General features: G+C 64.2%; 12 protein-coding genes. 5 read left to right on the top strand and 7 right to left on the bottom strand.

Annotated elements, in window-relative coordinates; all coding sequences use genetic code 11:
- Positions 1–17: 17 nt before the first annotated feature.
- Complete coding sequence (locus tag ACZ5WW_RS18370) at positions 18–1043, bottom strand: TraR/DksA family transcriptional regulator (protein WP_377168640.1); 1026 nt, start codon at positions 1041–1043, stop codon at positions 18–20.
- 193 nt (positions 1044–1236) lie between these two features.
- On the opposite strand from ACZ5WW_RS18370, the gene ACZ5WW_RS18365 reads away from it, so the two are divergent.
- Together ACZ5WW_RS18365 and ACZ5WW_RS18360 are read left to right on the top strand one after the other, a co-directional pair.
- Positions 1237–1620: a DUF4282 domain-containing protein gene (locus tag ACZ5WW_RS18365; RefSeq protein ID WP_377168639.1), complete on the top strand. Its 384-nt coding sequence runs from the start codon at positions 1237–1239 to the stop codon at positions 1618–1620.
- Positions 1621–1764: 144 nt separating this feature from the next.
- Positions 1765–2955 carry a complex I subunit 1/NuoH family protein gene (locus ACZ5WW_RS18360; protein ID WP_377168637.1) on the top strand — a complete coding sequence of 397 codons (1191 nt, stop codon included), beginning with the start codon at positions 1765–1767 and terminating at the stop codon, positions 2953–2955.
- Positions 2956–3039: 84 nt separating this feature from the next.
- Here ACZ5WW_RS18360 and ACZ5WW_RS18355 read toward each other — a convergent pair whose 3' ends face one another.
- Positions 3040–3456 (bottom strand): VanZ family protein, encoded by a 417-nt coding sequence (locus tag ACZ5WW_RS18355; RefSeq protein WP_377168635.1) that lies wholly within the window; start codon positions 3454–3456, stop codon positions 3040–3042.
- A 125-nt stretch (positions 3457–3581) separates the two neighbouring features.
- Between ACZ5WW_RS18355 and ACZ5WW_RS18350 the strand changes: the two genes are divergently transcribed.
- Positions 3582–4319 (top strand): 3-keto-disaccharide hydrolase, encoded by a 738-nt coding sequence (locus ACZ5WW_RS18350; RefSeq protein ID WP_377168633.1) that lies wholly within the window; start codon positions 3582–3584, stop codon positions 4317–4319.
- Positions 4320–4341: 22 nt separating this feature from the next.
- On the top strand, positions 4342–5064 hold the full coding sequence (locus tag ACZ5WW_RS18345) for a hypothetical protein (RefSeq protein WP_377168631.1): 723 nt from the start codon (positions 4342–4344) through the stop codon (positions 5062–5064).
- 327 nt (positions 5065–5391) lie between these two features.
- Here the strand turns inward: ACZ5WW_RS18345 and ACZ5WW_RS18340 are convergent, their stop codons facing one another.
- From ACZ5WW_RS18340 to ACZ5WW_RS18320, 5 genes are all read right to left on the bottom strand, one after another.
- On the bottom strand, positions 5392–5808 hold the full coding sequence (locus ACZ5WW_RS18340) for an OsmC family protein (RefSeq protein ID WP_377168629.1): 417 nt from the start codon (positions 5806–5808) through the stop codon (positions 5392–5394).
- 22 nt (positions 5809–5830) lie between these two features.
- Positions 5831–6469, bottom strand: coding sequence for a plastocyanin/azurin family copper-binding protein (locus ACZ5WW_RS18335; RefSeq protein ID WP_377168627.1), 639 nt, complete (start codon positions 6467–6469; stop codon positions 5831–5833).
- Between the two features lie 142 nt (positions 6470–6611).
- Positions 6612–7484: an alpha/beta hydrolase family protein gene (locus ACZ5WW_RS18330; RefSeq protein ID WP_377168625.1), complete on the bottom strand. Its 873-nt coding sequence runs from the start codon at positions 7482–7484 to the stop codon at positions 6612–6614.
- 5 nt (positions 7485–7489) lie between these two features.
- A complete protein-coding gene (locus ACZ5WW_RS18325; protein ID WP_377168623.1) occupies positions 7490–7927 on the bottom strand; it encodes a hypothetical protein in 438 nt (145 codons plus the stop codon).
- Between the two features lie 96 nt (positions 7928–8023).
- On the bottom strand, positions 8024–9211 hold the full coding sequence (locus tag ACZ5WW_RS18320) for a TolB-like translocation protein (protein ID WP_377168621.1): 1188 nt from the start codon (positions 9209–9211) through the stop codon (positions 8024–8026).
- Positions 9212–9346: 135 nt separating this feature from the next.
- On the opposite strand from ACZ5WW_RS18320, the gene ACZ5WW_RS18315 reads away from it, so the two are divergent.
- Positions 9347–13099, top strand: coding sequence for a WD40 repeat domain-containing serine/threonine protein kinase (locus ACZ5WW_RS18315; protein ID WP_377168619.1), 3753 nt, complete (start codon positions 9347–9349; stop codon positions 13097–13099).
- Positions 13100–13880 lie beyond the last annotated feature (781 nt).

Below are 13880 nucleotides of genomic sequence, written 5' to 3'. Positions count from 1 at the left end.
GGGGCGTGGAGGCTAGATCACTCTTTGGAGAAGTCAAGCGATTCGCCAGAGTTGTTGTTCGAAGAGCTCGGCGCGGCATCATCATCATCCTTGTCGTCGTCGGCGGCATCGTCCGCATTGTCGAGTCCAAAGAGGGAGTGCACCGGGCGGCTCCAGCGGCCGCTCATCTGGCTGCGCTCGATCTTTTCCTGGTAGGCCACGGAGAAACGCGCGAAAGGCATCGCCTCCAGTCGCTCTTCCGGGATCTTGGTGCCGGTGCCTTCGCACACGCCATACGTGCCGGTCTCGATGCGCTTCAGCGCCTCGTTGATTTCATAGAGGGCATCCTGTTCCTTGCCCAGGAGGCTGAGGGCGAAGTCGCGGTCATACGCATCGCTGCCGGCATCGGCCTGATGCATGCCGAAGGCGGAGGCGTCGCCGTTTTCATTGCGGATGGTTTCGCTGGCCACGCCTTCGATGGAGTTGAGGTAGGCGTCGCGCAGCTCCACCAGGCGCTGCTTCTGCTTCTTGAGGAAAGGCGTCATCTTCACCGGGCCCTTGGCGATCTCGATGGTGATGCCTTCTTCCTCACGGTTGATGCGTGAGCGGGGCGTACCCGTGGTGGAGACAGAAGTGCGGGTTTTGGGAGTCAGCGGCGCAGGCGCGCTCTTCGGGGCGGGCTTCGCGGCCTTGACCGGAGCGGCCGCAGGGGCTGCCTTCACGGGCGCTGCCTTGGCAGCTGGTGCGGGCTTGGTCTCCTTGGCCGGAGCCTTGGCGGCTGGCTTCTTGGCGGCTGGCGCGGCCTTGGCTGCGGGCTTTTTGGCAGGGGCGGCTGCTTTCTTGGCGGGGGCTTTTTTCGGGGCGGGTTTCTTCACAGGTGTGGGGGAGGGTTTCTTCGGAGCGGGCTTTTGCGGCGCCGCTTTCTTCGAAATGGGCTTGCTCTTCGGTTTCGCGGCCTTGGCAGGGGCGGGCTTGCTCTTCGACTTCACCGCCTTCACCGGAGCTTTTTTCACAGGCTTGGCAGCGGACTTCTTAACTGCGGGTTTCTTGGATTTCGCAGGCATGACTTTGGCGGTGTTGGGTTAGTCGATGAACGTCTCCTTCCTTGCGCCCGGCAGCAGGGCGGAAAAAGAGGCGCGGATTCTGGCTGCGGTTCTCCCCACGCGCAACCAGTATTCCAGCACCGCCACAAGGTTCCCGTTTCAGCCTGTGATCTGGCCGGTTGCACCTGCCTGGCACAGGCCTACTCTTGCCCCCATGAATGCCGAGCCCCCCTCCAGTTCCGTGCTCTCCAGCCTCTGGCTGCAGATCCGCGCCGTCCTCGATCTGGTGCTGGATCTCTCCTTCCAGCGCTTTGTGACGCCGCGCCTGGTGCGCATGCTCTACGTGCTCAGCCTGCTGGCGGCGGCCTTTTACGCCTTCTCCTACATGTTCAGCGGGTTTAAAAACGGCACCTTCACCGGCCTTTTCCAGATGGCCACGGCCCCGCTGGCCTTTCTGCTCTACCTCATCGTGGCCCGTGTCACCGTGGAGCTGATCCTGGCCATCTTCCGCATCGCCGACCACCTGGCGCCGAGACCCGATGAGCCCGGAGCCAAGCCGCCGGTGAAGCCGGGGAATTTCACCGACCCGGTGCGGTAGGCGGAGGTATGACGAATGAGTAAATCCGAATGACGAGCCCTGCGGCCCTGGAGGCTGCGGCGGGAGACTTTGTGAAATTTTTCACAAATTGCGGTTGCCGCCCCCGGCTGCACCCTGATAATCGAGCCGCCGATGTACACTCCCATGCTCGCCACCTTCGATCTCATTGCGCTCGCCGTCTCGGTGGGGAAGATCGTTTTCCTCACCTTTCTGGTCATCCTCCCCCTGGTGTCCATCGCCGTTTACTTTGAGCGACGCATCTCCGCCGTCATCCAGGACCGCGTGGGCCCCAACCGCGTGGGCGTGCCGCTGACCCTCTTTGGCTTCAAGAAAGACTGGCAGCCCTTCGGCATCGGCGGCCTCGCCCAGGCAGCCGCAGACGGCCTGAAGTTCATCCTCAAGGAGGACTTCGTCCCCTCCCATGTCCGCACTTTCTACTACTGGCTGGCGCCTTGCCTCACCGTGGTGCCCGCGCTCCTCACCTGCGTGGTCCTGCCCTTCGGCAGCGAGCTCAATCTCTCCTTCCTCGGCATCGCCGAACCGGTCAAGCTGGTGATCGCAGACCTCAGCATCGGCCCTCTCTTCACCTTCGCCATCGCCTCCCTCGGCGTTTACGGCATCGTGCTCGCCGGCTGGTCCTCCAACTCCAAGTATCCCTTCCTCGGCGGCGTGCGCGCCAGCGCGCAGATGATCTCCTATGAGATGTCACTCGGCCTGTCCATCATCCCGGTGCTGATGATCTTTGGCGAACTCAACCTCACCAAGATGTCCTCCTTCCAGGACGCCAACGGCTGGCTGCTCCTGCCCTTCTGGGGCGAAGGCCTCAGCCTCTCCCGCTGGGTGCTCCTCATCCCCATCGTCATTTCCTTCGTCATCTTCACCGTCTCCATGTTTGCCGAGACGAACCGCCTCCCCTTTGACCTCGCCGAGTGCGAAACGGAGCTCGTCGCCGGCTACCACACCGAGTACAGCTCCATGAAGTTCGCCCTCTTCTTCATGGGTGAATACGCCGCCATGATCATCGGCTCCGGCATGGCCGTCACACTCTTCCTCGGCGGCTGGAGCATCCCCTTCTGGCCCTACCTGGAGAAAATCATCCCGCTGCAGCTCCACTACACGCCTGACACCACGCCGTTCTACACCGGCCTGCTGCACATCGGCACCTTCTTCGCCAAGGTCTTCGGCTTCATCGTCTTCTTCATCATCATCCGCTGGACCCTCCCCCGCTTCCGCTTTGACCAGCTCATGGCCCTCGGCTGGAAGGTCTTCTTCGAGCTCGCGCTCGCAAACGTCTTCCTCACGGCGGTGCTGATGTATTACTTCCCGCTGAAATAAGGCGAAGCCAAGTTGCTCAGTTGCGCCGCAACTGAGGCCTCTTCTGCCCACGACAGCCCCAGCGCACGATTCAAAGCCCTGCCTCTACCCCTGCGTGACCGCCGGCCTGCCAAGGCCCGCCCACTTCTGCACGCACATGGCGATGCAGGCGCCTATAAAGCCGCCGAACACATCAGCCGTCCAGTCCCACACATCCCCGCCGCTGCGGCCCGGCGTGTAGGTTTGGTGCCACTCATCAAAGCCGCCGATGGCCCCACAGAACAGGACGGATGCGAGAATGGCCATCGCCGTGGCTCCGGCACGGCCCGCCAGACGCAGGCTCAGCACAAAGCACATGCCGCCAGCCGAGAAAAAAACCGCGTGCTCCAGCTTGTCCACACCTTCAAACTTCGCCGGCGACGGCAGATGACTCTGGGACGAAAGCCAGTACAGCGTGCCAAACCACAGCAGCACCAGAACACGCCAGAGCCACGGCGACGAAAAGAAGCGGGGGAGTTGCATCGTCAGCCGCGTTATCACCCCCCTTGCCAAACAGCAAGCACGATCCGGCCCTTCCCGCAAAGCGATAGACAAACCTGAGCCTGCACGTTAAACCTCGCCCGACTGATTCTCACCACCAACCCATCATGAAACTGCACCTCGCCCTTGCCGCCTTGTTCGCCGCCCTCTCCTTCGCCAGCGCAGAGGAAAAAGAAATCTTCAATGGCAAGGACCTCACCGGCTGGGAAGGCAACAAGGACCTCTGGAGCGTGCAGGACGGCGCCATCACCGGCAGGACGCCCGCGGCCCCTGCCGACCCTGAGAAACCCGACGCCCCGGTCAAGAGCATCCTCAAGCACAACACCTTCCTCATCTGGAAAGGCGGCACCGTGGGCGACTTCGAGCTCACGTTTCAGTACCGCATCGAAAAGGGAAACTCCGGTGTGCAGTACCGCAGCAAGGAACTCCCTGCCGGCGAAAACGGCCCCATCATCAGCGGCTATCAGGCCGACTTCGAGGCCGGCAAGACCTACAGCGGCATCCTCTATGAGGAGCGCGGTCGCGGCATCCTCGCCAAGCGCGGTGAAAAAACCGTGATCAAGCCCGCCGCAGACGGCGGCAAGAAAGCCGTGGTGGAAGTCACCGGCAGCGTGGGCGAAAGCGACGCCATCCAGGCCAGCATCAAATCCGAAGACTGGAACGAGTATCGCATCGTCGCCAAGGGCAACCACGTGCAGCATTTCATCAACGGCATGCAGACCATCGACGTCACCGACGAAGACGCAGCCAACGCCCCCAAGGAAGGCCTGCTGGCCCTGCAGATCCACGCCGGCCCGCCGATGGTGGTGCAGTTCAAAAACTTCAAGCTCGTCGAAACGAAGTAGCCGTGCTTAGTTGCCCGCCGTCATGACCCGACTGCTCCTCTCCACGTTTTTCCTCCTCATCACCTGCGGCTTCGCCACCAAGGCCGCCGCAGAAACCGAATACCTCGTCGTCAGCGGCGGGCCTGCGGTGCGTGAGTTTGAAGACCTGCGCAAACCCGGGGAGCAGCATGACCGCTGGTGGGGAAACTTCATCCGCACCGCCCGTGTGCGCATGCAGGAGATCCACCAGACCGCCCCTGCGGGCACACGCATCACCTGGCTGGTGTATCGGGACGCCTACGTCCGCCGCGCCGCCTCCGAGCACCAGCCTCTGATGCAGAACGTGGAGTCCGTGACCAAGGCCTACCCCTACATCAATCTCGTCTGGTTCCGCAGCACGGACGAACTCATCCGCTACATCAATCACGGAGGCGCGGCAGGCCGCAGCGGCCTGAAGATCTCCGGCTTCGAGTACTTCGGCCACTCCAACAAGTACAGCTTCATGTTTGACTACAGCTCGGACGTCTACGCCACCTCCACCGCCTGGCTGCATGAGAACGACCTGCGCAAGATCAGCCGCTGGGCCTTCAGCGGCAAGGCCTACTGCCAGAGCTGGGGCTGCCACACCGCCGAAAGCTTCAGCAAAGCTTGGAAACGCGCCACCGGCACCAAAATGGTGGGCGCCCAGGGCAAGACCGACTACTCCGACATGCACCTGCGCAACTGGCACGTGGGCCTCTCCAGCGGCGCACGCTGGGTGCGCTAGGACAAGCCTTAGACTTGGTAGCTGGGCCACAATTCCTCCCTGGCGTTCTCCTCTGGGACAAACGCTCACCGGAACCCCTTTGTTGATCCACCAGTGGGGCGCTTCGTTAGGCAGGCCGGGCACAAGTGCAGAAGCCCCCTCCCGTCCCTTCTTGCGGATGACATGGGCAGTCATGATTCTCCCCGTTCGCTGGCAGTCCCGACCTGCACGATGAACGTCTCCCCCACTCGGCGGCACCTGATGCCATAATACCACGAGCTGTTGAAAACAGGTCAACGCTGATCCGTGGCGGCTGGACAAACAACCGCCACGCACGCACAGAGCGGCTTACTTGCCGCTCCACACAAACGTCACCGGCTTGTCGATGTCCGGATGCACGCTGTGGTGCACAGGGCAGCCGAGGGCGGTGGCTTCCAGAAGCTTGCGGTCCGGATGATCTTCCGGCAGCGGGATCTCGATGGTGATGGGCAGGCGCACGATGCGGCGCGGGCTGTCCTCGCTCATGTGCTTCTCCACGCTCACCTTCATGCCCGCGATGTCATAGCCCTTTTGCTGGGCCTTGATGCCGATGACGGTGGCCATGCAGGAGGCCAGCGCCGTGGCCACCAGATCGGTGGGGCTGAAGGACTCCCCCTTCCCGTGGTTGTCCACAGGGGCGTCGGTGATGAACTGGTTCTGGGATGGGCCATGCGTGGCCCGGCAGCGCAGGCCGCCTTCGTAATCGACACTGATGGAGACGGCCATGGCTGTAAGGAAAAGCTGAGGCTTACTGCACGGTGATGACGCCGTTCATCAGCATGAAGTGGCCGGGGAAAGTGCAGAAGAAGGGGTACTCACCGGCGGCTGGCACGGTGAACTCGATGCTCTCGCTCTGGCCGGGCTGCACCAGCTTGGTGTGGGCGAGGATGTCCGGGGAGTCGGGGATGAAGCCCTTGTCCGGGATGGTCATGCCGGCGGTGGCGATCGCGGACATCTTGTCCTTGGTGCCCGCCTTGCCGATCACCACATTGTGCGGCAGCGGCAGCGGGTGCGTGTTGTTGAAGGTCAGCTTGATCTTCTGACCCGCCTTCGCGCTGATGGTTTTGGTGTCAAAAGCCATGCCGCTGGGGCCTTCTGGCTTCAGGGTCACCTCCAGCACAGCCAGGCCGGCGGCAGGGGCTGCGGCTGGCGCGGCAGCAGCCGCAGGTGCGGCGGCGGCAGGCGCAGCAGCCGGTGCAGCAGCCGGTGCAGCAGCGGCGGCTGGCGCAGCCTCGGCTTTCGGCTTCGGACGCAGGGAGCCCAGGCCATCGAATACAAAAGCCAGCACCCAGAGCAGCACACCACCACCGATGGCAGATCCGATGATCACGTTGAGAACAGACCAGATGGAGGAGGATTTTTCCGAGGAATGGGAGTGCGCAGACATGGGCTTGGGGTGGGGATTGAGCGCTCATCAGAGCACAGCAGCGCCTGAAAGCAACCACCGTCTGATTGCGGGAAAATTCAGCCCGCTGCCAGCTCTGGCGGCACGGGGAAAAGGAGGCCCGCCGGGGGGCGCAAAAGCCCCGTTATTTCACCTGCGCCGGCTGCTGCCTGGGCGTTTCCCCGGTCACCTTCGCCATTGCCAGCCCGACCTGGGGGGAGATCAGGTCCAGCAGGTCGTTGTGGTGACCGCCCGGCACAGCTTGAAAGGTCACCATTTTCGGGTGGGCCGCCGCCAGCTCGGCCCCCATTCGCACCGGGATCACCTCATCCTCAGCCCCGTGGAATATCACAAATCTCGCCCCTGCGCGTGCGGCCATCTCTTCCAGTGTCTGGCGGTTGTTGAACCGGTGCATGTTCAGGTGGCACAGCGGCCAGCCCAGCACGATCCGGCCCATGTCCGTCATCGTGGTGAAGGGAGAGAGCAGCACACCGCGCCGGATGTCGAGATCCGCCGCCGCCATCAGGGCCGCCGCAGCGCCCAGGGAATGTCCCAGCACAGCCAGCCGCGGCTGCAGCTCAGACATGGAGGTGTGCAGGTGCACGGCCAGCGCCTCCACCGCAGCCTTGCCGCTCTCGCGGATCCGCGCCGGAGTCGGGTGGCCCTCGCACTCACCGTAGCTCGGGTAGTCCACCAGCAGGTAGGCATAGCTCGCGTCCCATTGGTCGGCCTCATACAGCCAGTCCAGCGCCAGGGCCCCGTTCCCTCCAAAGCACAGCCAGACCGTCCGCGGCAGCCCTCTCTCCGGCGCACGCGGGGGTATGTAAAACGCCGTCTGCCCCCCCTGGGAGGTCTCAAACCTCACACGCTGCCCGTGCGCGCTCTCCAGCATGGCCTCATGCTCCACCTGGTAGGCATTCGGGTGGTAGATCAGGCCGGACTGGCAGCTGAGCAGAAAAATCACAGGCACAAGGAGGAAAAGGACGGTCAGACGCACAAGGCGTTTCCAGAGCGGCATGGCATTCAGTCGGGGGAGTAGGTCTTGGACTTCAGCTTGCCCTCTTTGAAAGCCAAAATGATGCCTTCGCAATTGGGTTCTGCTGCATTTTCCGGATCCATGAAAAAAGTCAGGCTCCTGTCATCCTCGATCATGAGCAGGGGCCTCTTCCGTCCTCCCTCCGCAGGGTACTTCCGCGCCTGCCAGTCCATGATTTCTGCACGGGTCATCCCGAGCTCAATACCTTCGTAAAACTCCTTGTAGGTCCGCAGCCTCTCATCCGTCCACTCCGGATGCAGCGCCAGCAGCAGCAGTCCCGCAGGCGCCAGCGTCACGACGGAGATCAGCACCAGCAGCAGTTTCAGTCCGGCACGCCGCACCTTGCACGCCGTGATCAGCATGATCACCGTCGCCACACAGCCCAGCGCAGCCAGAACAAACAGAGGATGAGGGGAGGAACTCATGCCCGCACATGCTGAAGGGTGCCGCTGGGAAAGGCGATCAAAATCTCCACACTGCCCCGGAGCCTGGCGGCAAAAAGCCTGCCGTCGGCGCAGCACTCAGGCCCCCACCACAAAGAGGGAGGTCACCAGCCTGCGCGTGCTCACCTTTTCTGGCTTCGCGCCCCCCGCCTCCAGGCGGAAGACCCCCGAGCCATTCGAAAAAAAGATCGTCCCACCCGCGCCCACCGCATAGGCCATCACACCTTCGCAGACCACCTTCGCGTCCTCCCCGGGCACATGGCGCATCAGCTGCCAGTTGCGTGGCACCAGGTTGCTCAGCTCTTCCTGCGCCGCCTTGCGCATCGCCTTCTCCATGCTGACCCACCGCCCGTGCAGAAACACCGCCTTCGGGTCTGCCGCCTGCGGCTGCGGAGGCTTGCCCGCCGTTTGCAAAGGCTTGCCCGTAAACAGCATCGAAAACACATTCAAAAAGCCAAACACAGCCCGCACCAGCCGGAAAGGAAACAGCACGATGTCCTTCAGGATGCCCCAAAACGAAGGCGTATGGAAAGGCTCATACGGCCTGCGCAGGTAGTACAGCACCCCCTCCGGCGAAAAGGCGGGGCAGAGAAAGTCAAACCGCTCATCCTCAGCCACCGTCTCCATCGCGCGGGTGTCCAGATTCAGCCGGTGCAGAGCCGCAGGCCCCAGCCCCGCCCACTCACTCGTCCGCGCATGACGGCCGATCCCGCACGTCTGATACACCAGCGCCCGCTGCTCCCCAGGCTCCCACACTGGAAAAGTGTCCAGCGAATCCCCCTCCGTCAGCTCCACCAGACCTCCGCCCGCTTCCGGCCTGAAAAGACAGACGCGGCTCACCCCATGGTCCTGCGCCGCCGCCAGCAGCCATTCAGGCCCGTCCTCGCTCCGCCGTGTCGAGATCGACGTAAACCGGTGCTTCGGGCCATGCAGCAGGCGGCGCTCATACTTCTCTTCAGGCTGGTATTCGAACAGCGCACGCACACCGTCCGCATCGATCGCGTAGCAGACCGCCTCCCCCTGGCTCCCAGCGCACGAAAACTCACTGTGAAAAGTGTCCTCCACGCTCACCCCCTCCGCAGACGGCAGCCCCCCGCGCAGAAAGCTGGCACCACTGCCGCCGCCCCGGAAGCTCTGCCGGTCCTGCACGCTCTGCAGCCGCTTTTTCAGCTGGCTGGCAAATTCAGACACGATCTCCACCTCACCGCCATCCCTCGGTTTCAGATAAAGTCTGCCATTGGAGATGTAGCCGATTTGTCCGCTCATAAAATAAAGGCTCGAATTTCCCGCCCTCAGAAAAAATCTGCAAGCAAACATCCAGAAAAGTACACCCCCCAACCTTTTTGCACCCACCGTTTCACAAGGCTTGCCCGCAGGGCCGTTCTCTGAAACATTGCCCCTGTGAACCCTGACCCGGCCCAACCTGCACCCACCCCCTCGGACGACACGGATGCGAAGTTCATGCCGCCCGAAGAAACACCCACCGGCATGGTCACCATGGGGCCCGAGGATGTCACCATCGCCATCCCCAATCTCAAGCCAGGCAGGCCGCCCTCACCCGCGCAGAGCACTCCCCCGCCCCCCCAGGAGATCCTCACCGGCATGGTCACCCTGGGCCCGGAAGATCAGACCATCGCCATCCCCAATCCCAGCCGCACCCTCCCGGCGGCCACCATGGGGTCCGCCCCCCAGCCTCCGCCCTCCCTCGCCACCGGCAGCATCACCCTCGGCCCGGAGGATCAGACCATCGCCATCCCCACCGGAAAGCCCCGGACACTCCCAGGCGCAGCCACCCTCCCCGGTGCCGCCACCCTGCCCAGCCACGGCGGCCTCCCCGCCGCCACCGCAGCCTCCATGGCCTCCATGGGCAGCACCTCCAAGCCGAGGTCGCACATGGAGTCCCTCACCGGCAATGACGGCTGGATCGGCGACCGCTACCGCCTCCTCGACAAGCTCGGCGAAGGCGGCTTCGGCGTCGTTTACCGCGCCGAGCAGGTCAAGCCCATCCACCGCATCGTCGCCATCAAGATCGTCAAGGCAGGCGTCACCTCCTCAGACATCCTCGGCCGCTTCGCCATCGAGCAGCGCACCCTCGCCATCATGGAGCACCCCAACATCGCCCGCATCCTCGATGCCGGCGAGACGGACATCGGCGCCCCCTACTTCGTCATGGAGATGGTCAAAGGCCGCTCCATCACCAGCTACTGCAAGCAAAACGACCTCGACCTCCGCCAGCGCCTCGCACTCTTCATCCCCGTCTGCCGCGCCGTCAATCACGCCCACCAGAAGGGCATCATCCACCGCGACATCAAGCCGGGCAACATCATGGTCATGGACGAAGCCGGCAAGGCCGTCCCCAAGGTCATCGACTTCGGCATCGCCAAGGTCCTCGAAGGCGAAGGCTCCGGCCACACCATCGCCACCGGCGTCGACCAGCTCGTCGGCACCCCCGGCTACATCAGCCCCGAGCAGATCGAAAACGGCAGCTCCCACGTCGACACCCGCTCAGACGTCTACGCCCTCGGCGGCGTCTTCTTTGAGCTCATCTGCGGCAAGCCCCTCATCACCCCGGCGGACATCGCCTCCAAGCCCGTCCACATCCTCCTCCGCGACCTCGCGGAGAAAGATCCCCCCAAGCCCTCCTCCATCGAGCCCACCGTCCAGGGAGACCTCGACTGGATCGCCCTCAAGGCCCTCGAGCGCGACCCCAACCGCCGCTACGGCAGCGCAGACGATCTCGCCGACGACATCACCCGCTACCTCAGCTTCCAGCCCATCACCGCCCGCCCCCCCAGCAGAAGCTACCTCATCACCAAGTTCGTCCGCCGTCATCGCGTCGGCGTCGCCGCCGCCATCGCCATCGCCCTCGCCGTCCTCATCGGCGGCATCACCAGCACCGCCCTCTACTTCAAGGCCGAGCGCAACCGCGCCGAAGCCGAGCTCGGCCGCGAAAACCTCAAAAAATCCTTCAGCCGCTCCGACGAGCAGATGGCACGCCAGTTCACCGAGCGCGGCCAGTACAACGACGCCGTCGCCTACCTCACACGCTCCCTCCGCACAGACCCCTCCAACGAGCTCGCCTCCGTCAATCTCCTCTCCCTCCTCGCCAACGTCCACCTCATCCGCCCGGACACCGCCCCGCTCACCCTGCCCGAAGGTGCCGCAGAAGCCTCCAAAGTCGCCATCAGCCGCGAGACCGGCAAAGTCCTGGCCGCCTCCTTCATCCGACCCGCCGTCCAGCCCTCCGCCCCTCCGCCCCCCCGCCGCCAGGTCATTTCCGTCTGGAACACCAAAACCGGCGAGCGCACCGACCACCCCGTCCCCCCCGGCGTCGAAATCACCTGCCTCGACGTCACCCCCGACGGCCAGCACGCCGTCATCGCCCGCGACGACGGCAACGTCGAGCTCTGGACCCTCCAGGACGGCAGGCGCCGCAATCTCCAGCCGCGCATGCCCAGCATCGTCACCTGCATCACCTTCTCCGGCAACGGCACCAAACTCCTCGCAGGCAGCGAAGTGGACGCCAGCGACATGGGCTCCATCCACCTCTGGGACCTCCGCCAGCCCCAGCAGCCCGCCGTCGTCATGAAGCAGAAAGGCGCCGTCGGCGAGATCGCCGTGGACAACGACGGCGTCTTCGCCACCTCCATCTTCAGCGGCAGCCTCATCGACCCCACCGGCCCCGACGGCGCCGCCACCACCTGGGACCTCCGCCTCGGCCAGCCCGTCGGCGACCCCGTCGAGGTGGACAAAGGCCTCCTCCACGTCGCCATCGAGCCCGCCAAAGAGCTCATCGCCCTCGGCATGAACAACGGCGAAGTCTTCGTCGGCAGCTTCCGCAACGGCGGCGAAGTCGTCAAGCCCTTCACCCACCCCTCCTCCATCACCTCCCTCGCCTTCAGCGCAGACGGCCAGAGCATCGTCGTCGGCGACGGCGGCGGCTACGTCCACATCTGGAACCTCAACGACGGCCACCTCCGCTTCCCCACCCGCAAGCACGACGGCGAAATCATCAAAGCCACCCCCGCCGCAGACACCAGCCTCATCACCACCCTCTCCAGGCACGGCGACGTCAGCGTCTTCGACATCCAGACCGGAGCCCTCCTCTCCTCCCACATCGAATACTCCGTCAAAGACGCCCGCATCACCCGCGACGGCTCCTACCTCGTTCTCGCCCCCCGCGGCGTCCCCTCCATCCAGGTCTGGGACATTCACGAGCGCATGTCCCGCCGCAAATTCGTCGACGTCCTCGACAAAAACCTCATCACCCGCATCAAAGGCCCGGACAACTCCCCCGAGCAGCTCCGCTTCTCCGAAGCCGGCGGCGCCAACCGCCAGAAATCCCTCTACGCCGCCGCCGACCCCGACGGCACCGTCTTCATCTACGACGCCAAAACCCTCAAACCCCTCGGCAAGCCCTTCCACCATCCCCCCGCCGTCGGCGCCGTCACCCTCACCCAGGACGGAAAACTCCTCATCACCTCCGGGCGCGACCGCGCCGTCCGCGTCTGGGACATCGCCACCCGCCAGAACATCGTCACCATGCCACATCACTCCTATGTGCCGGTCCTCGCCCTCAGCCCCGACGACCAGCGCCTCGTCACCGTCACCGACGAAGGCGAACTCCGCGTCTGGGAGCTCCGCAGCGGCAACTGCCTCACCCCCGGCATCCGCGACACCCCCCGCACCACCGACGAAGAAGAAGGCATCGTCGTCGCCCGCGTCTCCGACGACGGCACCCAGGTCCTCTTCCGCGTCTCCGGCCACGGCTTCTTCAGCGCCGCCATGCCCCCCCAGGGCACCACCCTCCCCGAGTGGTTCCTCAGGCTCGCCGAAGGCCTCGCCCGCCTCCGCCTCAATCCCTCAGGCAACATCGAAGAAGTCTCCCTCGAAGACTTCCAGGCCGCCGTCGCCGCCATTCCCCAGACCCCCGCCAAAGGCGAAGAAACCGCCCACACCTGGGCCCGCTGGCTCCTCGCCACCGCCGCCACCCGCCCCATCTCCCCCCTCGAGCGCCAGTCCTTCTCAGACTACCTCACCTCCCTCAAGCAGCAGGGCTCCCCCGCCGCCGCCCGCGAGCTCCTCCGCTACCGCCCCCGCGACAAAGACGCCGCCGATCGCGCCAAGCTCCTCGTCCCCGCCCTGCCAAAGTAGCTCAGTTGCGCCGCAACTGATCCGGGAACCAATCATTCGCTCATCACATTCCCACTCACCCAGCGCGAAGTCGTCCGCACTCTCCGAGTGCGGCTCCCAGCAGTCTCAAGCAGCAGGGCTCCCCCGCCCGCCAAAGTAGCTCAGTTGCGCCGCAACTGATCCGGGAACCAATCATTCGCTCATCACGTTCCCACTCACCCAGCGCGAAGTCGTCCACACTCTCCGAGTGCGGCTCCCAGCAGTCTCAAGCAGCAGGGCTCCTCCGCCCGCCAAAGTAGCTCAGTTGCGCCGCAACTGATACGGGAACCAATCATTCGCTCATCACATTCCCACTCACCCAGCGCGAAGTCGTCCGCACTCTCCGAGTGCGGCTCCCAGCAGTCTCAAGCAGCAGGGCTCCTCCGCCCGCCAAAGTAGCTCAGTTGCGCCGCAACTGATACGGGAACCAATCATTCGCTCATCACGTTCCCACTCACCCAGCGCGAAGTCGTCCGCACTCTCCGAGTGCGGCTCCCAGCAGTCTCAAGCAGCAGGGCTCCTCCGCCCGCCAAAGTAGCTCAGTTGCGCCGCAACTGATCCGGGAACCAATCACTCGCTCGTCACGTTCCCACTCACCCAGCGCGAAGTCGTCCACACTCTCCGAGTGCGGCTCCCAGCAGTCAGCAGACTGCCCGTACGACGGGTGTGGCGACAGCCCGCCCGTCCCCGAGCGTGTCCAAAAACACTCAAAGTTAGGCCTCCCCCATTTGGACTGCGGCCGCGCAGCGAGGCACGAGCGCAG

Source organism: Prosthecobacter fluviatilis, from assembly GCF_055388355.1.
This window is presented reverse-complemented; position numbering and strand designations above follow the sequence as displayed.